This window comes from Streptomonospora sediminis (assembly GCF_054778995.1).
Map to the genome: position 1 here is coordinate 124,200 of NZ_BAAGYZ010000114.1, position 18,401 is coordinate 142,600.

General features: G+C 69.6%; 21 protein-coding genes. 13 read left to right on the forward strand and 8 right to left on the reverse strand.

Going from position 1 to position 18,401, the window contains the following annotated elements; all coding sequences use genetic code 11:
* Window positions 1-14: 14 nt before the first annotated feature.
* The 5 genes from ACYVD5_RS22600 to ACYVD5_RS22620 form a co-directional block, all read right to left on the reverse strand.
* Entirely contained in the window at window positions 15-1,490 is a 1,476-nt protein-coding gene (locus ACYVD5_RS22600) for a VWA domain-containing protein (protein ID WP_461003129.1), read from the reverse strand.
* Entirely contained in the window at window positions 1,487-2,896 is a 1,410-nt protein-coding gene (locus tag ACYVD5_RS22605) for a hypothetical protein (protein WP_461003130.1), read from the reverse strand. Before ACYVD5_RS22605 ends, ACYVD5_RS22600 begins: the two co-directional genes overlap by 4 nt.
* Window positions 2,896-3,432: a hypothetical protein gene (locus ACYVD5_RS22610; protein WP_461003131.1), complete on the reverse strand. Its 537-nt coding sequence runs from the start codon at window positions 3,430-3,432 to the stop codon at window positions 2,896-2,898. Before ACYVD5_RS22610 ends, ACYVD5_RS22605 begins: the two co-directional genes overlap by 1 nt.
* 665 nt (window positions 3,433-4,097) lie before the next feature.
* Window positions 4,098-4,619: a DinB family protein gene (locus ACYVD5_RS22615; protein ID WP_461003132.1), complete on the reverse strand. Its 522-nt coding sequence runs from the start codon at window positions 4,617-4,619 to the stop codon at window positions 4,098-4,100.
* 176 nt (window positions 4,620-4,795) lie between these two features.
* Window positions 4,796-6,196: an MFS transporter gene (locus ACYVD5_RS22620; protein ID WP_461003133.1), complete on the reverse strand. Its 1,401-nt coding sequence runs from the start codon at window positions 6,194-6,196 to the stop codon at window positions 4,796-4,798.
* Window positions 6,197-6,486: 290 nt separating this feature from the next.
* On the opposite strand from ACYVD5_RS22620, the gene ACYVD5_RS22625 reads away from it, so the two are divergent.
* Together ACYVD5_RS22625 and ACYVD5_RS22630 are read left to right on the forward strand one after the other, a co-directional pair.
* Window positions 6,487-7,110 (forward strand): PadR family transcriptional regulator, encoded by a 624-nt coding sequence (locus tag ACYVD5_RS22625; RefSeq protein WP_461003134.1) that lies wholly within the window; start codon window positions 6,487-6,489, stop codon window positions 7,108-7,110.
* Window positions 7,107-8,846, forward strand: coding sequence for a sulfatase (locus ACYVD5_RS22630; protein ID WP_461003135.1), 1,740 nt, complete (start codon window positions 7,107-7,109; stop codon window positions 8,844-8,846). Before ACYVD5_RS22625 ends, ACYVD5_RS22630 begins: the two co-directional genes overlap by 4 nt.
* Window positions 8,847-9,010: 164 nt before the next feature.
* On the opposite strand, the gene ACYVD5_RS22635 is transcribed toward ACYVD5_RS22630, so the two are convergent.
* The 3 genes from ACYVD5_RS22635 to ACYVD5_RS22645 are packed head-to-tail and all read right to left on the reverse strand — an operon-like array spanning window position 9,011 to window position 9,773.
* A complete protein-coding gene (locus tag ACYVD5_RS22635) occupies window positions 9,011-9,340 on the reverse strand; it encodes a hypothetical protein (RefSeq protein ID WP_461003136.1) in 330 nt (109 codons plus the stop codon).
* Window positions 9,337-9,597 (reverse strand): hypothetical protein, encoded by a 261-nt coding sequence (locus tag ACYVD5_RS22640; protein ID WP_461003137.1) that lies wholly within the window; start codon window positions 9,595-9,597, stop codon window positions 9,337-9,339. Before ACYVD5_RS22640 ends, ACYVD5_RS22635 begins: the two co-directional genes overlap by 4 nt.
* On the reverse strand, window positions 9,594-9,773 hold the full coding sequence (locus tag ACYVD5_RS22645; RefSeq protein WP_461003138.1) for a hypothetical protein: 180 nt from the start codon (window positions 9,771-9,773) through the stop codon (window positions 9,594-9,596). Before ACYVD5_RS22645 ends, ACYVD5_RS22640 begins: the two co-directional genes overlap by 4 nt.
* Before the next feature lie 386 nt (window positions 9,774-10,159).
* On the opposite strand from ACYVD5_RS22645, the gene ACYVD5_RS22650 reads away from it, so the two are divergent.
* The 11 genes from ACYVD5_RS22650 (at window position 10,160) to ACYVD5_RS22700 (ending at window position 18,368) form a co-directional block, all read left to right on the forward strand.
* The gene (locus ACYVD5_RS22650) at window positions 10,160-10,975 is read left to right on the forward strand and encodes a helix-turn-helix domain-containing protein (protein WP_461003139.1); all 816 of its coding nucleotides are present in this window, start codon (window positions 10,160-10,162) and stop codon (window positions 10,973-10,975) included.
* Window positions 10,968-11,156 (forward strand): DUF397 domain-containing protein, encoded by a 189-nt coding sequence (locus tag ACYVD5_RS22655; protein WP_461003140.1) that lies wholly within the window; start codon window positions 10,968-10,970, stop codon window positions 11,154-11,156. Before ACYVD5_RS22650 ends, ACYVD5_RS22655 begins: the two co-directional genes overlap by 8 nt.
* A gap of 152 nt (window positions 11,157-11,308) precedes the next feature.
* Window positions 11,309-11,494, forward strand: coding sequence for a DUF397 domain-containing protein (locus ACYVD5_RS22660; RefSeq protein WP_461003141.1), 186 nt, complete (start codon window positions 11,309-11,311; stop codon window positions 11,492-11,494).
* Window positions 11,495-11,529: 35 nt separating this feature from the next.
* Window positions 11,530-11,718 carry a DUF397 domain-containing protein gene (locus ACYVD5_RS22665; protein ID WP_461003142.1) on the forward strand — a complete coding sequence of 63 codons (189 nt, stop codon included), beginning with the start codon at window positions 11,530-11,532 and terminating at the stop codon, window positions 11,716-11,718.
* 608 nt (window positions 11,719-12,326) lie between these two features.
* Window positions 12,327-12,599 (forward strand): response regulator transcription factor, encoded by a 273-nt coding sequence (locus tag ACYVD5_RS22670; protein ID WP_461003143.1) that lies wholly within the window; start codon window positions 12,327-12,329, stop codon window positions 12,597-12,599.
* Between the two features lie 281 nt (window positions 12,600-12,880).
* The gene (locus ACYVD5_RS22675; protein WP_461003144.1) at window positions 12,881-12,997 is read left to right on the forward strand and encodes a keywimysin-related RiPP; all 117 of its coding nucleotides are present in this window, start codon (window positions 12,881-12,883) and stop codon (window positions 12,995-12,997) included.
* A 242-nt stretch (window positions 12,998-13,239) separates the two neighbouring features.
* The gene (locus tag ACYVD5_RS22680; protein ID WP_461003145.1) at window positions 13,240-14,829 is read left to right on the forward strand and encodes an asparagine synthase-related protein; all 1,590 of its coding nucleotides are present in this window, start codon (window positions 13,240-13,242) and stop codon (window positions 14,827-14,829) included.
* 25 nt (window positions 14,830-14,854) lie between these two features.
* Entirely contained in the window at window positions 14,855-15,124 is a 270-nt protein-coding gene (locus ACYVD5_RS22685; RefSeq protein WP_461003146.1) for a lasso peptide biosynthesis PqqD family chaperone, read from the forward strand.
* Complete coding sequence (locus ACYVD5_RS22690) at window positions 15,121-15,588, forward strand: lasso peptide biosynthesis B2 protein (RefSeq protein ID WP_461003147.1); 468 nt, start codon at window positions 15,121-15,123, stop codon at window positions 15,586-15,588. The genes ACYVD5_RS22685 and ACYVD5_RS22690 overlap by 4 nt, the downstream gene beginning before the upstream one ends.
* Window positions 15,589-15,616: 28 nt before the next feature.
* Window positions 15,617-17,368 (forward strand): ABC transporter ATP-binding protein, encoded by a 1,752-nt coding sequence (locus tag ACYVD5_RS22695; RefSeq protein ID WP_461003158.1) that lies wholly within the window; start codon window positions 15,617-15,619, stop codon window positions 17,366-17,368.
* Window positions 17,352-18,368 (forward strand): methyltransferase, encoded by a 1,017-nt coding sequence (locus ACYVD5_RS22700; RefSeq protein WP_461003148.1) that lies wholly within the window; start codon window positions 17,352-17,354, stop codon window positions 18,366-18,368. The genes ACYVD5_RS22695 and ACYVD5_RS22700 overlap by 17 nt, the downstream gene beginning before the upstream one ends.
* The last annotated feature ends 33 nt before the right edge of the window (window positions 18,369-18,401 follow it).

The following is an 18,401-nucleotide window of genomic DNA, read 5'->3' on the forward strand; positions in this document are numbered from 1 at the left end:
GTGTTCGCTCTTCTCTAGGTAAGGAAGTTCTTGAGTTCGGAAACGAGTTTGCGGATGTGCCCCGACAGCACGGGGGTGTCCATGTCCTTGAAGCGTTCGCGGAACCAGGGGTTCACGTGCTGCCGGCCGCCGCTGCTCACCGACCCCACGGGGATGAACCGCGCGCCGGAGCGGTGGATGGCCTGCATGCCCTCGAACACGGTCTGGGCGTTCCACTCCTCGAAGTCGGAGATCCACACGACGACGGTGTTGCGCGGATCCTCGATCTTGGGCCGCACGTGTTCGAGCGCGACCTCGCCGTTGGTGCCGCCGCCGAGCTGGGTGCGCATCAGGGTTTCGAACGGGTCGTGGGCCCACGGGGTGAGGTCGATCGCCCGGGTGTCGTAGGCGACCAGGTGGACATCGACCTTGGGCAGCCCCGCGAAGATCGACGCCAGGATGGTGCAGTTGACCATCGAGTCGACCATGGAGCCCGACTGGTCCACGACCACCACCAGCCGCGCCGGTGTGATCCGCCGGGCGGTCTGGCGGAAGTACAGCCGGTCGACGTAGAGCTTCTGTTCCTCCGGGCTCCAGTTGGTGAGGTTCTTCCAGATGGTGCGGTCGAGGTCGAGGTTGCGGAACACCCGCTTGGGCGGCACCGACCGGTCGATGGCGCCCACGCTGGCCTTCTGGACCTGGGTGCGCAGCACCTCGGCGACCTCGTCGACGAACCTGCGGATCAGCGCCTTGGCGTTGGCCAGTGCGGCGCCCGACAGGTTGGACTTGTCGCGCAGCAGCTGCTCGACGAGCGACATGCTCGGCGTCAGCCGCCCGGCCAAGTGCGAATCGGCCAGCACCTCGCGCAGGCGCATCCGCTGCACGAGGTCGCCTTCGAGGTCGCTGATGGCCCCGGCCAACTCGGCGCCGCCGGGGGTGGACCGCAGGCAGCCGGGCTCGGCGCCCATGCCGCGCTCCAGCCACGCGGAGTCGGCCTGCCAGTCGGAGAGCTGTCCGGCGCTGACGTCGCCGCTGCCGGTGGCGAACACGTTGAGCAGCAGTTTCGACACCAGGGCGGCCCGGCGCACTTCGTCGCCGCCAACGGGGGCGGGGGTGTGGTCGGCGGTGTCGCCGCCGGGGGTGGGTGCGCCGTCCGCGGGGGTGTCCGCGGGGGTGTCCGGGGCGGTGTGGTCCGCGCTGTCCTCGTCGGCGGCGTCGGCCGCGGCGGCGCCGTCGCTTTCGCCCGCGCCCGCACCCTCACCCGGTGCCATCAGGCCGCGGAATTCGGTGGCGAGTTCGGGGAAGCGCTGCACGACGGTGTCGACGGACACCGAGGGGTCGAGCAGCGCCGGCGGCAGCCCGATGTCGTCGACAATGGCCACGCTCGCGGTTTCGAGCGCGGGCTGCTCGTCGGCGCTGAACAGCTGGGCCAGCAGCCGCCAGTAAAGGACCTGGCGCCGGTTCTGGTCGGCGGCCGACAGCGCGGCGGCGGTTTCGGTCGTCTCGCTCATTTCCTCAGCAACCGTCCTGCGCGCTCCTGGAGCAGTGTCACCGCGTCGGTGCCGACGGCCTTTGCGGCCTTGGGGTCGGTCGGCCCCATCGCCCAGTCGCCGGTGTGCACCGCCGTCAACTGGCGTTTCACCGTGGCCTGGACCGCCAGCGGCTGCACCGACCACTGCCCGGCGTCCCAGCGCAGCAGGCCGATGCACGCCGACGAAGCCGCCGCCAGTTTCGCGGTGAGCGGCCCGCACGCGGGCAGCCGGTCGGTGTTGACGGGGATCAGGACGCCGTCGAGGTCGATGGCGAGTTGGGGAGAGCGGCGGATCTTGTACCCCTCGATGAACACGGGTTCGGCGATGTGCACCGGATGGCGGTCGAGGGCCGGCACCGCCGGGGCGGCGGCGCCGGCGAGCAGCAGCCGCGCGGTGGCGAACGGGTCGGCGGGATCGCCGATGCGGGCCCGGTCGTCGTGCCACAGCAGGTCGCCGCTGTCGAGCAGCGGCATGTCGGTGAGGTCGAGGGCGCGGCGTTCGGCCAGCGCACCGAGCAGCACCGGGTACCGGTCGGCCACCAGCCGCCACACCGCGGGCCCGACGATGGAGTCGACCTTGGCTGCGGCGATGGACGCGCGCACCAGCCGGGCCGGTGCGCCGCCGGCGGGTTCGAGGACGCCGTGCACCTGCACCTGCAGGGCGGTGCTGTGTTCGTGGACGTCGACGCCCAGGACCAGCAGCCGGCCCGACACCTGCTCGGCGACCGCGGGAGGGCCGGGACGGGCGGTGTCCTGGGACAGCAGCACCGCGCGCGCCCATAGGTCGGCCCAGCGGCGCAGAGGCACGCGTTCGGCCGCCGCGACGGGGCTTTCCGCCCGGAGTTCGGCGGCCAGCCCTTCGAGCAGCACCGCGAGCCTGCGGCGGGCGGGATCGGCCAGCAGCGCGTCGATGGTCTGGTCGGCGCCCGCTACGATCTCGTGGCCGACTCCGCGCCATCCGGTAATGGCGAGTTCGGAGAGCCAGGAGCGGCTGCCGACCAGCGCGTTGTCGGCGGCGGAACCGGTTGCCGCCGCTGCTTCGGCTGCGGGCAGGGGCTCGCGGGTGCGGGCCTGGACGGTGTCCAGCCCGGTGAGCAGGGAGTCGTGGGCCGCGCCCAGCAGTGCGGTGCGCGCACCCGCCAGTGCGGCGATGTGGCCGTCGCCCACGGACCCGGTGGCGAGCTTGTCGACGGCCTCGGCCGCCGACGCACCGAGCGGCGTGGCCGCCATGGCGCCGGCGAGATCGGCCAGCGCCTGGGTGCGGGCGGGATCGGGGCGGGCCAGCCCGTGTTCGAGTGCTTGGTCGAACCCGGCGACGAGGTCCAGGGCCGCCGGAACCTCCGCGGGTGCGGAGTCGAGCAGGCCGGAAAGTTGGGAGGAGAGCATCAGCGGGCCGCTCCCGTGGCCGCGAACCAGTGCATCTCCGGCAGGGGATCGGTGGTGCCGGGGACCTCCAGGTAGGACAGGTGGCGCAGGAAGCGGCTGAACACGGTGGCCGCAGGCGTGGGCCCTTCGTGGGAGCCGGAGAGCCCGCCGATCAGGTCCTCGCCAGAGGACATACCTTCCTGGACCTCGACGCGCAGAAAGTGGGCGACGCGGTCGAGGCCGTACTGCAGCACGGCCTCTTTCACCAGGGCCCGCAGATGATTGCAGGCATTCTCCCCGTCCAGGCCGCCGCAGGGGCGGTTGTTGTTGGTGCTGCAGCTCAGAGCGTGGGTGCCGGCGGCAATGGAGGAGACGTACACCCGCGCGATGTCCGAACCGCTCGACACCACTCCCTGGAGCCGTCCATCCGCCAATTCGACAAAGGGAACCTTCGCGAGTTTGCGCGGTCGAGCGGGATACAACACCCGCGCGGCGCTCTGCCGCTCGAATTCGGCGGTATCGGGTTCCACGGCATCAACCTCCAGGATACGGCGCATGGGAGCACCCGGCGAGCGGGCGCCCAAGCGCCAATGATCATCGACCTGTAGAGGTATACCGCAGCACGGCGACAAAACCGCCGCGTGGTGCATAGCGCGGTGGGGCGGGCGTAAAACATGAAAAGGACGCAGGAGACAGAAAACCAGGAAAGGTGCAGGGGTCGCGCCATTAATGCGGCGGCAGGAGGGCCGGCTTCCACTGCCCGGGTAGCGGGCCACGCCACGCCCGCCCCACCAAGCGCGGCCGACCGCGACGGGCTGGCCAGAATCACCCCCGCGGGCGCGGGGAGCACGTCGCCGGGCTGCTGATGCAAGGGCTCATCGGGGGACCATCCCCGCGGGCGCGGGGAGCACCTGCGTGGCACCGCCAGACCCACTCAGCGTCTTCAACGCGGGACCATCCCCGCGGGCGCGGGAAGCACACGCCGTGGATCGCGCTGATCACCCCGTGCCTGGGACCATCCCCGCGGGCGCGGGGAGCACGAGCCGCTGCTGCACTACGTCAAGCGGTACTCGGGACCATCCCCGCGGGCGCGGGGAGCACTGAGTGACCTGGGCCTTCATTGAGCCTATAAGCCAATTTCCTTCACTTCAGCAGAATCCGACAAAACCCCCCACCCCCACGGCATCCTTTCGGACAGCTCGCAGCCCAGCCCGGGCCCGCATCAGCGTCCGGTTTCTCCGTCTATTAGTTCGCGCAGGATGTCGGCGTGGCCGGCGTGGCGGGCTGTTTCTTCGATCATGTGGGTGAGGGTCCAGCGCAGGGTCGGGGCCGGGCCCGGTCGGGCGCCGGGTGGTCGGCCGGGGGCGGAGATGTCGGGGCAGGCGGCGATGGTCTCGTTCGCGCGGGCCGTGGTCTCCTGGTAGGCGCGGAGGATGTCGTCGGCGCTTTCGTCGGGTTCCGGGCGGAAGGTGGCCGCCCAGTCGGTGGTCGGCTCGCCGAGGATCCAGTGCCGTTCGACGTGGGTGAGGTGCTTGACGAGGCCGAGCAGGTTCGTCCCCGACGCCACCCCGGGCGTGCGGATCTGGGGCTCCGGGACACCGAGCGTCTTGGCGATGATCGAAGTGCGCAGGTAATCGAGGAAGCCCACCAGGACATCCTTTTCCTCGGGGCCGGTCTGCGGAGGCCCGGCGTCATGGCGGTGCGGGGCGGAGTGGTGCGCGCGGGAGCGGTGCGTCGGTGGCATGGCCGCCGTCCTTTCGTCGGATACGGCGGCCACCTTGCCCCGAAGCCGCCACCGATCGCACATGTTCTTGCCGAACCGGCAACGCCCGAGGGTCGGCCCGGCCCTGCGCAAAGACGCAGAGACGCAAGGGCGACGGGTGCGTGCGGTCGAACCCGACTTCCTGAGTCCCTACTCCCCTACTCCCCCGCTGCGCCGCCGACCGTGCCGCCGCCGTCCATGCCGAGCGCCGCCTCCCGCTGGCGGTCGAGCGTCGCGTTCACCCGGGCGACGTCGCGCGGGTAGGTCCGATGCAGCACCCCGAGCACGGCGGCGTTGACAGCCATGAGGGCCACCAGCACCCACAGGAACACGGCCTGCAACCCCATGGTGTCGGCGAGCTGCCCGGCGCCGAAGGAGAAGACCGCCCAGCCGATGGTCTCGAAGACGGTGATGAAGACGGCCATCGCCTGCCCGCGCAGCTGCGGCGGGATCACGGAGGACACGATGGGCCGGTTGACGGGCGGGTTCATGCCCTGGGTGGCGCCCATGAGCGCCCAGATGGCCGCGTAGAACCAGATGCCCGATACGTCGAACTGCGTCGCCGCGAAGGCGAATGCGGCGAACAGCAGCTGCGCGGCCTGGATGTACCAGACGCGGCCGCGGTCGGGCACGGCGCGGTCGAGGCGTTTGACGAGCGCGCCGCCGCCGAGCGTGCCGACGATGTAGCCGATTCCGAAGGGCGCGAGGACGATCGAGGCGGTGGCGTTCTCGAATCCGCGGTCGGTGACGAGGAAGGTGACACCGTAGACGGGGATCAGGAGGTGCCCGGACAGCAGCCGGGAAAGCATCATGACCGAATAGGACGGCACCCGGAACAGGGCGAGGATCGATCGGAGCGAGGTCTTTTCGGCACCGCGCCGGCGCCGGTCGAGGTCGGCGAGTTGGGGTTCGGAGGCCCCGATGCCGGGGTCCTTGATGAGCGCCCACTGCGCCAGGCCCGCGAGAACGGCGACGGACCCCATCACGATGAGGCCGAGCCGCCAGCCGTTCGCGCTCATGGTGAACAGTCCGAGCAGCGGTCCCATGAACGAAGCGATGCCGTTGACCGCGCCGTAGAAGTAGGACACGGCCCGTGCCCGCTCCTTGTCGGCGAACGAGTCCATGATCAGGGCGTTGCCGACCGGGGATCCCCCGACCAGGGCCGCGGCCATCAGCATGCTGAGGAGGAGCAGGCTCCAGAAGCCCTGGCTGAAGCCCGAGGCGATGCCGAAGGCACCGCCCAGCAGGGAGCTGGTGACGAGCACGAACTTGCGGGAGGTCTTCGCGCCGAGCCAGGTCCATAGCGGCCCTGCGGGGGCCGAGGCGATCTTTCCGGCGGCGGTGATGGTGCCGAGGTGACCGTTGTTCAGGCCGAGGGCGGGCGCGATGGTGGGAAAGATCGTGCCGAGGATGTTGCCTTCGGTGCTGTCGACCGCGGTGGAGCCGGTCAGCGTGGCGAGGTTCCGCCAACGGTGGCGGACCTTCGGGGGCTGGGCGGCTTCCGCGGAGTGCCCGGTTGGCGCGGACGGCGATCCGGGGTCGGCGGGCTGTGTGGCCACGAGACTGCTCCTGTCCTGGGGGTCGGGCGTCCGATCCGATGGCAAGGCAAGGGGATGGGCTGCGGTTGTCCTGGTGAGGACCGGTGAGAAGCCGCGGAGGGTTGGACCGGACGCCTTGTCACCATCGCGGGCACCCCTCAACGGACCATGACACAAATCGCATGGTGTCCCTTCGAGACGATGACACGAGTCACATGGTTGGTCAATGGCCGATCAGCGGAGCCACTTGTTCTCACCATGACACTTGTGTCACGGTGAGTGCATCGAACCGGTCGGACGGAAGGGGCACGATGAAGCTGGAGCACCTCCTCCTGGGCGTTCTGGCGTTGAAGCCGAGCACCGGCTACGACATGAAGAAGTTCATGGACGTCCATGGGCGGTTCCTGCGCGCGAACACGCAGATGAGCCAGGTTTACCGCGCGCTGGCCGGCATGGAGTCGCGCGGGTGGGTGCAGCACACGACCGAGCCGCGCCCCGGGGCGACCAACGCGAAGCGCTACAGCCTCACCGAAGCCGGCGCCACCGTCTTCCTGGACTGGCTGACCGGCCCCTACCAGCCGCCGACACGGTACGAGGAACCCGACCTGCAGGCCCGTCTGGCCTTCGCGGGCTTCATGTCCCGCGACGACGTGATCGCCCTGCTGGACGTGGAGATCGAGACGCGGACGAACGAGATCGCGCGGTTCCGGTTCCGGGACCGCCGCAGCGAGCGCACGCCGGTGCTGCCCTTCGACGAGGACCTGGCCGACCACGTGAGCGAGTGGATGCACGAGACCGGCGCGGCCGCCAAGGACGCCCACGTCGCCCGCATCTCCCGGCTGCGGGACTCGCTGTTGAACACCCCGCGCCACGAGCCGCTCCGGCCGGCCGTGGACGGCGCATACCCGGTGGCACACAAGGAGGAGCAGCGGTGAAGGCGATCATCCTGATGCTGGACAGCCTGAACAGGCACCTGCTGCCGCCCTATGCCGACACGTTCGTCGACGCGCCGAACTTCGCGCGGCTGGCCCACCGGGCGGTGACCTTCGACCGCTTCTACGCCGGTTCGATGCCGTGCATGCCGGCACGCCGCGAACTGCACACCGGGCGGCACAACTTCCTGCACCGTTCGTGGGGCCCGCTGGAGCCGTTCGACGACTCGATGCCGCAGTTGCTGCGCGAGGCCGGCGTGCACACCCACCTGGTCTCCGACCACCCGCACTACTGGGAAGACGGCGGCGCCACCTACCACACCCGGTACTCGACGTGGGAGTGCTTCCGCGGGCAGGAAGGCGACCCGTGGAAGGGGGTCGTGGCCGACGGCGGCGGCACCGGGCAGCCGCACCCGATGGTGCGCCAGGACCGCATCAACCGCAGCTACATGCCCACCGAAGCGGAACACTCCCAGACACTGACCGTCGACGCCGGACTCCACTTCGTCGACGTCAATGCAGCCGCCGACAACTGGCTGGTGCAGATAGAGCTGTTCGACCCGCACGAGCCGTTCTTCACCCACCAGGCGTACAAGGACCGCTACCCGCACGACTACGACGGCCCCGAGTTCGACTGGCCCGGCTACCAGAAGACCACCGAGCCGGAGGAGCAGGTCGAGCACGCCCGCCGGGAGTACGCGGCGCTGGTGTCGATGTGCGACAAGTCGCTAGGGCGCGTCCTCGACTCGATGGACGAGCACGGCCTGTGGGACGACACGATGCTGATCGTCAACACCGACCACGGTTTCCTGCTCGGTGAGCACGGCTGGTGGGCGAAGTCCGTCCAGCCATGGTTCAACGAGCTGGTGCACCTGCCGATGTTCCTCTGGGATCCGCGTACCGGCGGACACGACACGCGCCGGGGCGACCTCGCGCGCACGATCGACATCGCACCGACGGTGCTGCGGTTCTTCGGACTGGAGCCCACCGCGGACATGCAGGGCCGCGACCTCGCCCTGCCGGACGCCGGCAGCGATCCCAGCGCCCTGTTCGGCATCCACGGCGGGCACGTGAACATCACTGATGGGCGCTACGTGTACATGCGCGCCGGGCACGGCCCTGCGAACGGGCCGCTGGAGCAGTACACGCTCATGCCCACACACATGCGCGCGCGCTTCTCACCCGAGGAATTGAAGGAGTGGGAGCCCGCAGAGGCGTTCGGATTCACCAAGGGCCTGCGGACCATGCGGATGCCGGAGTCGGCCGGCTGGATGAACCCGTGGCGGCACGGCACGCTGCTGTTCGACCTGCAGGAGGACCCCCAGCAGCTGGCGCCGCTCCAGGACGACGAGGTGGAATTGCGCATGGTGCGGCTGCTGGTCGACGCGATGCGCGACACCGAGGCGCCGCGCAGCCAGTTCGAGCGGCTCGGGCTGCCCGCCGAGGGCGAGGTCGCCCGCGAACACCTGCATGTGCGCGAACACGCGGCGCGGGCCGCTGAGATGGCCGAGCCGCTCCCCCCGGTGGCCGAGCTGCGCGCAGCCGGCATCCTCACCGGACCGTTGACCGAGGTGACCGCCACCGCTGGGGGCCGGGCGGCCGTGGAGCGGTTCGCCCCCGACATCGCCCGGACCGAGCCGGTGGCGGTGCCGCCGAAGCTCAGCCTGTACGACCTCGCCCGCGCAGGGGTACTGACGGCGGCGCAGCTATTGGAGCTCGACGCGGCGCTTGCCCGATGACGGGCTGACGGAACGGGGCGGGGCATCGGCGGAGGCAGCGGTGGGGGCGGCCGGGTGTCAATGGCCCGGCGGGGCTGCGCTTCCCGGCCGCGTAGGGAGTGTGGCGGCCGGGCCGGGCCGCACCTGGCAAGGGGGCTGCAGGGCGGCCCGGCCCTATCGCGGGGTCAGGGGTTGTGCCGGCCGTTCTGGTCGTTCGGGTCGTGCTGGGCCGCTTCCCAGTGGTGCCAGGCCGCGGTTTGGGCTTCGAGCCATTCGCGGACGCGGTCGGCGTTGGACCAGGTGTTGAGGATGCGGCGAACACCGTAGGCGAGGGCTTCCTCGGGGACCGGGTCGTGGCGCTGGACGGTCCACCATTCGTTCCCGCACCACAGGAAGCAGCGGATCCGCCAGGTGTAGGAGTACTCGGCCACAACGGTGCCGGGCGGCACGATCTCGCCGGGCCCGCCGCCGTGCCGGTACTGGTACCGGTCCGGGTCGTGGTGGATGCCCGTCATCGCGCCGCCTCCGCCCGCCGCAACTCCTGCTGGGTGTCGAGCCGGTCGCGCAGCTGCTGCGCGGTATCGGCGACGACGGTCGTTGCGATCATGCCCCACTGCTCGCGCCGGGCGTCGTACTCCTCACGGCGGTGCCGGGCCGTGAACCGGCCGGCGACGGCGGTGACCGCCCAGTCGGGATAGGCCTCCTCCAACACGGCGGCGATGCGGTCCGTGTCGGAATCGCCGGGCGGGTGCGGGTGTGCGGTCGTGCTCATCGCGGGGCCACCCCCGTCCGGGCGCCGATGCCGAGGGGGTGGGGGTGGGCCAGGTCGGGGCGCTGGGCGAGGAGTTGCCGGGTAAGCGCGCCGAGTTCGGCCATGTCGTCAGGCCGCTTGGCCCAAGGGCCGAACCCGCGGTGCCGGCCCACCGCGGCGGGCACGGGCGGCTGCATGGCGCCGGTGGCCGCCGCGGGGGTTCGGGCGTTGAGTTGCGCCAGCAGGAAAGGCCGGGCGGACCGCCGCCCGCGCGTACGTCGGTGCGGTGGCGGTGCGTGGCGCGGTTGGTAATCGGGTGAATCGGGCGTCTGCCTCGAAAACGGAGCGCTAGAATTGATCATGGGTCTCCACCTGCTTCTGTCAGGTCGGGGATCAAGGCCCTGCCTAGTGCGTTATCACTGGTCAGGGCCGTTTTCGTGCTCGCCCTGTTTTAGCGACGAATCAGGGCTACGACTCCGAACATCTCAGCACCAGGAACCACTGGGTAGGGGCATTACCGATCTTGGTTGATCACCAAATATGGGTGGTATCAGCGACTAGGATTGTGCTAGACAGTACTAACATGGTGTTAGTTCCCCTTGCTGCGCGTCGTCGCTTCGGCAACGAGATGCGGCAGTACCGCAAGCACGCAGGCTTTTCACAGAAGGAACTCGCTTCTGCCGCTCTGCTGTCGCAGACGATGATCAGTGGTCTGGAGCGTGGCCAGAAATCCACCAGAACCGAACACATCGCCCGTATCGACAGTGTGCTGAAAACCGAGGGCGCCCTAGCTCAGTGTTGGGCAGGGTTGACGGCCGCCACTCGGGGCCCGGATTGGTTTTCGGACATCCTTGCACTCGAACGGGAGGCAACATCCATCAAGATGTTTCACACGTCGGTCTTTCCCGGGTTGATGCAGACGGAGGAGTACGCCCGCGCCGTCGTCCGGACAGGTCGTCCTTGGTATGCCCAAGACAAGGTGGACAACTTGGTTGCCTCGCGCATGACTCGCAAGGAAATCCTGACAAAGCAGGACAGACCGTTGCTATGGGCAGTAGTAGATGAGGCCGTTGTCCGCCGAATTGTGGGCTCTGAGACCATCATGGCTGCCCAGTTGGCGTATGCGGTCGAGTTGACGCAATCGCAGGTGGTACAGGTGCAAATCATACCGAGTGACGGCCGACTGATGCCGGGCTTCGACGGCCCGTTTCGCATCATGGCGTTCACGGACCGCCCTGCGGCCGCCTACGCCGAGCACGTCACGGGCGGAGAGCCGATCCACGACGCTGACATGGTGGAAGAGTGTCATATGCTTTTCGGCGCGTTGCAGGCTGAGGCGCTGCCTCTGGCTGCCTCGGCTCAGGCGCTTCGAAACGTGCTAGGAGAGTTGGATGTCTAAGCCATTGAACTGGCGAAAGTCCAGTTACAGCGGCTCCCATGGCGGTGACTGTGTAGAGGTCGCGACGGCCGGCGGCGCGGCAGCCGTGCGGGACACCAAGCATCGCGAAGCGGGGCACCTCACGTTACCGCCCGAAGAGTGGACGGCGTTCCTGGTGGCGGTGAAGTCCGCGAAGCTCTAACGCTCCCCTCCCCTCTACGCCCTTCGACCCCTGCCGCCTTCGGGCTGCAGGGGTTTCGTTATTCCCGGGTAAGCCACACACCCAGGACCGAACCCACTATTCTCCTCGTGGTACTCCATACCAATCGGACGGACACGAGGAGAGTTTAAGTAATGTCCAAAAATGAAAACTGGCATAAATCGTCTTATAGTAGGGCCGAAACCAACTGCGTGGAGGTTCGAGAGACAGCAGAAGCCGTCGATATCCGGGACACGCAGAACCGGGCGGCCGGGAAGCTCACTTTCGACGGGAAGGAGTGGACAGCCTTCTTGAACGAGATCCACGCAGGCCGGCTGTAGACCTACTCCGTTGGGCGATGAAATTAGGAGAAAAAATGAGCAACTCCCCGGAGGACTGGGGTAAGTCAAGCTATAGCAGCGGCTCGGGGAACTGCGTCGAGGTCCGGGACCATGCCAACGGTGCGGATGTGCGGGACACCCAGAACAGGGAAGCAGGCCACCTTGAGCTGTCGTCTGACGCGTGGGCGGCGTTCCTCGTAGCAGTGAAGTCCGCCGAGCTGTAGCCCATCCCTCCGCACCTCCGACCCCTGCCGCCTTCGGGCTGCAGGGGTTCGTCGTTCCCGGCAAAGACCCCGCATCGGACCAAACCCACCTCGACATGATGATCACGAAGAAATACCCAGATTCAACACCGAATTCGGGCATTTCTTCATGATCGCCGCCCCGGTGATCCGAATCAGCCTGCCGGCCATTCCAAACCCCCCGGAATCCCAAAAACGGATCACCGATTCTCCCGGACGCTCTTTTCGTGGCCAACCTATCCCCCGACCAAACCACGCCAACCGGCATACTTTTCCGTGTTAAAGTTGCGCCCCGGGTACGCCGCCCACCGATAACGGCCGCCTACATCCGTGATCATGGCGAGGGCCCAAGCCGAGTGAAAATTGAGTCGCGTGTGGACACCGTCCGGCGGTCCGCTCTTTCTCCGAATGGCGGGTGTCTCCCGGAAGTAAGCCCGGACGGTGATTGAGCACATATCAACAGGTGGTACATATTGAGTTGCGACGGACGGTCCACGCCCCCCGATCCTGAATGGTCCCCCTCCCGGGACCCCAATGCCCCGGAGCGGCCGAACCGGCCGGATCCGCCGAATAAGGGGGATCGCGCGTCCATGGGCGCCCGGGCCGGCGACCCCCCGCCACGGAAAAGCGACTGGCATTCCTCTTTAGCCCGGCTGGAGCGGCTCACCGCACGGGAATACGAGGTCTTCCTGCTACTTCGCGAGGGCAGCACGAACGTGGAGCTGGCGGAAAAGCTCACCGTCAGCGAACGGACCATCCGCGCTCATCTTTCCGCCATAATGGACAAATTAGAGCTAAAGTCGCGCCTGCAGGCATGCCTGGCATCCTATGTGCACACCGCGCGCCGCGAAGACGTTACGTGACCGGGATTACCGCACGCCGCGGGACCTGATCACCGGCGTCCCCACCGCCATGGCGCCGTCCGCTCCTGCCTGCAGGTGCGGCCAGTATCCGGAACCCGGCATATCCCGGGCACTCCCCCGCGAAGGCCGGCGGCCCTCTGCGGTCCATACCGCATCGCACCGCCCCGCCCGGGAAAACACGCCGTCACCCTAAATCGTCGCAGGCGACAATATCGGCCGCAGCGGAATCTCCTTGATACTGGTCATCGCAGGGCACCCTGCCAAGCTGAAAGGAGAATCGCATGAAGAAGGTTTACCAGGCTCCCACTCTCATCAAGCGCGGCTCGTTCTTCCAGGACACCGCCGGAGGCGGCATCCTCTTGCGCGACCGGTGGCCCAACACCCTCTTGCTTCCGTAGGCCTGACGGTGACTGCATTCGGCCGCGGTGTGGAGAAGATCATCGTTCTGCCGGACAGTGATGCTTCAAGCATCGTGGCCGGATGCCTGGAATTCGCACCGACACACATATTCAGGTTTGACTCCCAACGGCCGTGGATAATCGCCGACCTGCCGTTCCAACATGCCACCCATGTGCGTAGGGGCGGCAGTAGGGCAGCGGCCATCGGACCCGCGGAACTGACCGCCGCTGAAACGGACCGGTTGGGCAGCGCTCTCGCCACCTCCTCCTCCGCGGCGTCCGCGCTCACCGCCGCCGCCCGGGAACTGCCAGGGCTCTACCATCTGGTCGCGGTGATCGGCGGACGGGTGGCCGTCCAAGGCACCGCCTCAGGTATGCGCATGGTCTATTACTGCGAAACCGGCGGAGAAGTGGCCGCGGCCAACAGGCAGGACCTGCTGGCCGGCCTGATCGGAGCGAAGGTCGACGAGGGCGCGCTCGCGCTCCGCATGCTCGCCCCTCTCTGCCATCCGCTCGGCGAACGCACACTCTGGCGGGGCGTGCGCCCGGTGCCGGCCGGCAGCCGCCTGGAGTTCGCGCCCGGATCCGCCGGCCGGGTCCACCGCTGGTGGAGCCCGCCGGAGCCGCGGCTGTCCTCCGCTGCCGGCGCCGAGGCGGTACGCGAAGCGCTGACCAGGTCGGTCCGCACCCACGTCCGCGGCCGGACCCGCGTCCTGACCGACCTCTCGGGGGGATACGACTCCACAACCCTGAGCGCCCTGGTCCACCGGGAGGCCGCCCGCGGCGGGCCCGAGCAGGTCGCGATCACCTACGGCAACAGAAGCGCCTTCGGCACGGACGAACATTGGGCGGGACAGGTGGCGGCCCTGCTGCCCGGCCTGGACCACCGGAAACTTCCGGCCGACACCCTTCCGCTGTTTTACGCTGATCTGCGCAGCGCCCGGGATCCGTTGGACGAGCCGTCCGCCGCCGCGGCACACCGGTCGGCGCTGCGCCAACTGGCCCGCATCGGCCGGGACCACCGGGCGGACGCCTACATCACCGGGCACGGCGGCGACCACCTCTTCACCGGCATGCCCTCGCTCGCGCGCGACCTGCTGGGCTACCGGCCGGTGGCCGGGCTGCGCCGGATCGCCGCCTACCGGACGCTGTTCTGCTGGCCGCTGGCGCGCACGCTCCGGCAACTCGGCGACCTGAGCCCGTACCGGACGTGGCTGGCCAGGGCGCTCGACGGCCCGCACCGCATCGACCACCGGTATCCCGTCCTCACCTGGGGCACGCCGCCGGCGGTACCGCCCTGGTTGTCGGAGCACGGCCGGCGGCTCATCGCAGCCGAGTTCTCCGCCGCGGCGGCCGAAAACGCCCGCCCCTTGGCCGCGACACGCGGCCGGCACGCCGAACTCGACTTGATCATCCAGGGGGCGCAGCTTACCCGGGGGTTCATCGACATCTCGGCGGATTCCGGCCTAGCGATTTCGGCGCCCTTTTTCGACGACCGCGTGATCGAGGCGGTGCTGTCCGTCGACATCGCGCAGCGGGTCGACCCGTGGAGCTACAAGCCGCTACTGGCCGCGTCGATGCGGGGCCTGGTGCCCGATGTGCTGTTCGAACGGACCACCAAGGACGAGGGCTCCGAAGAATGCCAGACCGGGCTGTACCGCTACGCACCCGACCTGCGCCGGATATGGCGGGAATCCCGACTCGCACGCAGAGGGCTCGTCGATGCCGCCCGGTTGGAGCGGGTGTGCCGCCGCCCTGACACCCCGGAACTCGATGGCGGAGCGATCGACACGACGCTCGGCTGCGAGCTGTGGCTGCGTTCCCATGAATGACCCAGGAGAGGAGCCGGATAACCCCATGGCAATGCGGATGAAGGAATCGGTCACGATTGCGCGGACCGACTACGGATCGGTACTGCTCGACGCTCGCAGCGGGCAGTACTGGCAGCTCAACGAGACCGGGACCACGATCGTGGACATGGTGTGCCAGGACCTGGATGTGCAGGCGATCAGCGAACACCTGGCCGCCGAGTACGAGGTCGAGACCGGACAAGCGCTCTCGGACACGGCCGAACTCGTGGAATCGCTGACGGAGGCGGGACTGCTCGTCCCGGTGCAGGACCGATGAGCTACCCGATGTCGCTGCCGCGGGGATCCGGCGGCCGTCCGGTGCTCTCCCGGCGGCTCGGCATCCGCCTGGCGGTCGGGATCGCGCTGGTGCTCGCCCGCCTGCGACCGGTACGGCTGCGCGCCGTGCTGGCCCGGATCGCGGCGGGCGCCGCGCCGGCCCGGTACGGCAGCACCCTCGCGGTCCACCGCGAGGTCCTGGCGGTCAGCCCGCGCTGCGCGGGGTGGCGCGGCTGCCTCCCGCGCTCGATCTCGATCGCGCTGCTGTGCCGGGCGTCCGGCACCTGGCCCGACTGGTGCGCCGGCGCGCGCGCAAAGCCGCCCTACGCCGCCCATGCCTGGGTCGAGGCCGAGGGAAAGGTCGTCGGCGAGCCGGGAACGGCCGGCGACCACCGCGCCCTCCTGCGGGTGCCCGCCGGGACCGCGGGCCGCGCCGACCAGCCGGGAGCCGGACCCGTTGCCTGAGCGGTCGAGCATCCGGGACCTACTGCGGTTGCTGCGCGGCCACTCCCGGGCTGTCACCGCAGCACTGGCGCTTACGCTGCTCGGGGCCGGGTTCGGTCTCCTCCAGCCCCTGCTGGCAGGACGCACCATCGACGCGGTACGGCAGGAGCAGCCGGCAGCGGCGCTGGTCGCGGGTCTGATCGTCTTCTTCGTCCTGCAGGTGGCAAGCGACACCGCCGGCTACTTCCTCCTTCAGCGCACCGGCGAAGGCATCGTGCTGGGGCTGCGGCGCGCACTCGTGCAACGCCTGCTGCGGCTGCGCATGGACGTCTACGAGCGCTACCGGATCGGCGACCTGATATCGCGGGCGGGCAACGACACCGCCGTGCTGCAGGACATCGCCGGGCGCGGCTTCGTGCACATCATCGTCGGTGTGGCCACGGCCGCCGCGGCTGCGGTGCTGATGCTCAGCGTCGACGTGCTGCTGTTCGTCCTGGTGGTGGCCGTGTTCGGCGGCGCCTTGGCCGGTGTTGCCGGAGTGCTGGAGGGGATCCAGGCGGCGGGCAAGGCGCAGCAGGCCGCCGTGGGGGCCTTCACCGCCGAGGCCGAACGGGCGCTGTCGACGGTGCGCACCATCCGGGTCAGCCGCGCCGAGGACCGGGAGGGGCGGCGCCTTCTCGGGGCAGCCGCCGACGCCTACCGGGCCGGTGTGCGCGGCGCCCTGCTCACGGCGCTGGCGAACCCGGCCGCGCAGGTGGCGGCCACCGGATCGTTCCTGCTGGTGCTGGTCATCGGCGGGATGCGGGTGGCCGCCGGCGATATCGCCCTCGGGTCGCTGGTGACCATCCTCCTCTACGCGATGTACCTGCTGGTCCCACTGGGCAACCTGATGGACGGGGTCACCACGATCAAACGCGCCCAGGGGGCGCTGGTGCGCATCAACGAGGTCGACCGGCTGCCCATCGAGGACGACGGGGAGCACGCTCCGCCGCCGCAGCCGGCCCCGCGCAGCTCCGCCGCTCTCCCGGGCCGGGTACTGGAGTTCGACGGTGTCTCCTTCGGGTACGGCGAGGACACCGATGCGGTCCGCGACATCACGTTCTCGCTGGCGCCCGGAACCCGCACCGCGCTCGTCGGGGAGTCCGGCGCCGGGAAGTCGACACTGTTCGCGCTGGCCTGCCGGTTCCACGACCCCGACAGCGGCACCATCCGCTACTACGGGGAACCGTCGCAGACGCTCTCCCGCAGCCGGTGCCGCGGCCGCATCGCCCTGGTGGAGCAGGACTCTCCGGTCCTTTTCGGCAGCATCCGCGAGAACCTCGCCTTCGCCGCACCCGGCGTGTCCGACGACCGCATGCGCGAGGCGTTGGGCCAGGTGAACCTGGAAGGGCTGCTCAACCGCCTCGACGAGGACCTGGACTCCCCGGTCGGCGAGCACGGGCGCCTGCTGTCGGGCGGGGAACGGCAGCGGCTGGCGATCGCCCGCGCGCTGCTGGCCCGGCCCGCGATCCTGCTCATGGACGAACCTACGGCCAACCTCGACCCCGAGAGCGAGGACGCCGTGCTGGCCGCGCTGCGCGGGCTGCCGTCCGACTGCGCGCTGCTGATGATCACCCACCGGCCGTCCACGCTCCGCGCCGCCGACTGGGTGCTCGTGCTGCACGGCGGGGAGCTCATCGCCGAGGGCACCCACACGGAACTGGTCGCCGCCGACCCGCGCTACCACCGGATCTTCGGCGGCGTACCCGCCAGCGGATCCGCCGCAGACTCCGAGGAGGACCCCGATGGCATGGACCGTTGACGACTTCGCCGAGGCCGTGGACGGCACGGCCGTGGTGGCGCTGCGCGCCGCGGCCACCCTGCGGATCGCCGACCACATCACCCGCGGCACCACCGGCTCAGCGGAGCTGGCGCGCAGCGTCGGCGCTGCGCCCGATGAGCTGGGGCGCCTCATGCGTTTCCTGGCGTGCCGGGGCGTCTTCGCCGAAACCCCGGGCGGCGGGTACGAGCTGACACCGCTGTCGGCGCTGCTGCTCGACGGGCACCCCTCGGGGCTGCGGGAGTTGCTGGACCTGGACGGGATGGGCGCGCGCATGGACGCCGCCGTCCGGACGCTGCCCGAGCTGCTGCGGACCGGGCGCGGCGGCTACGCCCAGGCCCACGGAACCGGTTTCTACGGCGACGCCGCCGCGCCAGGGACGGCCGACCCGGGATTCAACGAGCTGCGCGAAGCGCACGCGGTGAACCTGGTACCCGAACTCGTCGCCGCCTGCGGCTGGGACGGTGTGGGAGCCGTGGTCGACGTCGGCGGCGGGACGGGCGAGTTCCTCCTTCAGCTGCTCCGCAGCCGGCCGGCGATGCGCGGGTGCCTCGTCGACCTGCCGGCGGCAGCCGACCGCGCGCGCCGGCGGGCTGAGGCCGACGACAGCGTGGCAGACCGCCTCAGCACCGCGCCCGGCAGCTTCTTCGACCCGCTGCCGCAGGGCGCCGACCTGTACACCCTGATCAACGTCCTCCACAACTGGAACGACGAGGACGCACTGCGCATCCTCACCAAATGCGCGGCCGCCGCCGGCAGCGGCCCCTCGACCACCGAAATCCTTGTCGCCGAGCACACCATTGACGAGGAGAACAAACGCATGACGACTGCGATGGACCTGCGGATGCTGCTCCTGTGCGGCGGGCGCGAACGCACGGAAGCCGAGTTCCGCGACCTCGGTTCCCGCGCCGGCTTGGAGCTTGCCCGGGACACCGGTCTCAGCACCGGGATGCGCCTGCTGTTCTTCCGCCCGGCGGAATAGCGGCGATCGGGGCGGGCCCGTTGGGTCTGCCGG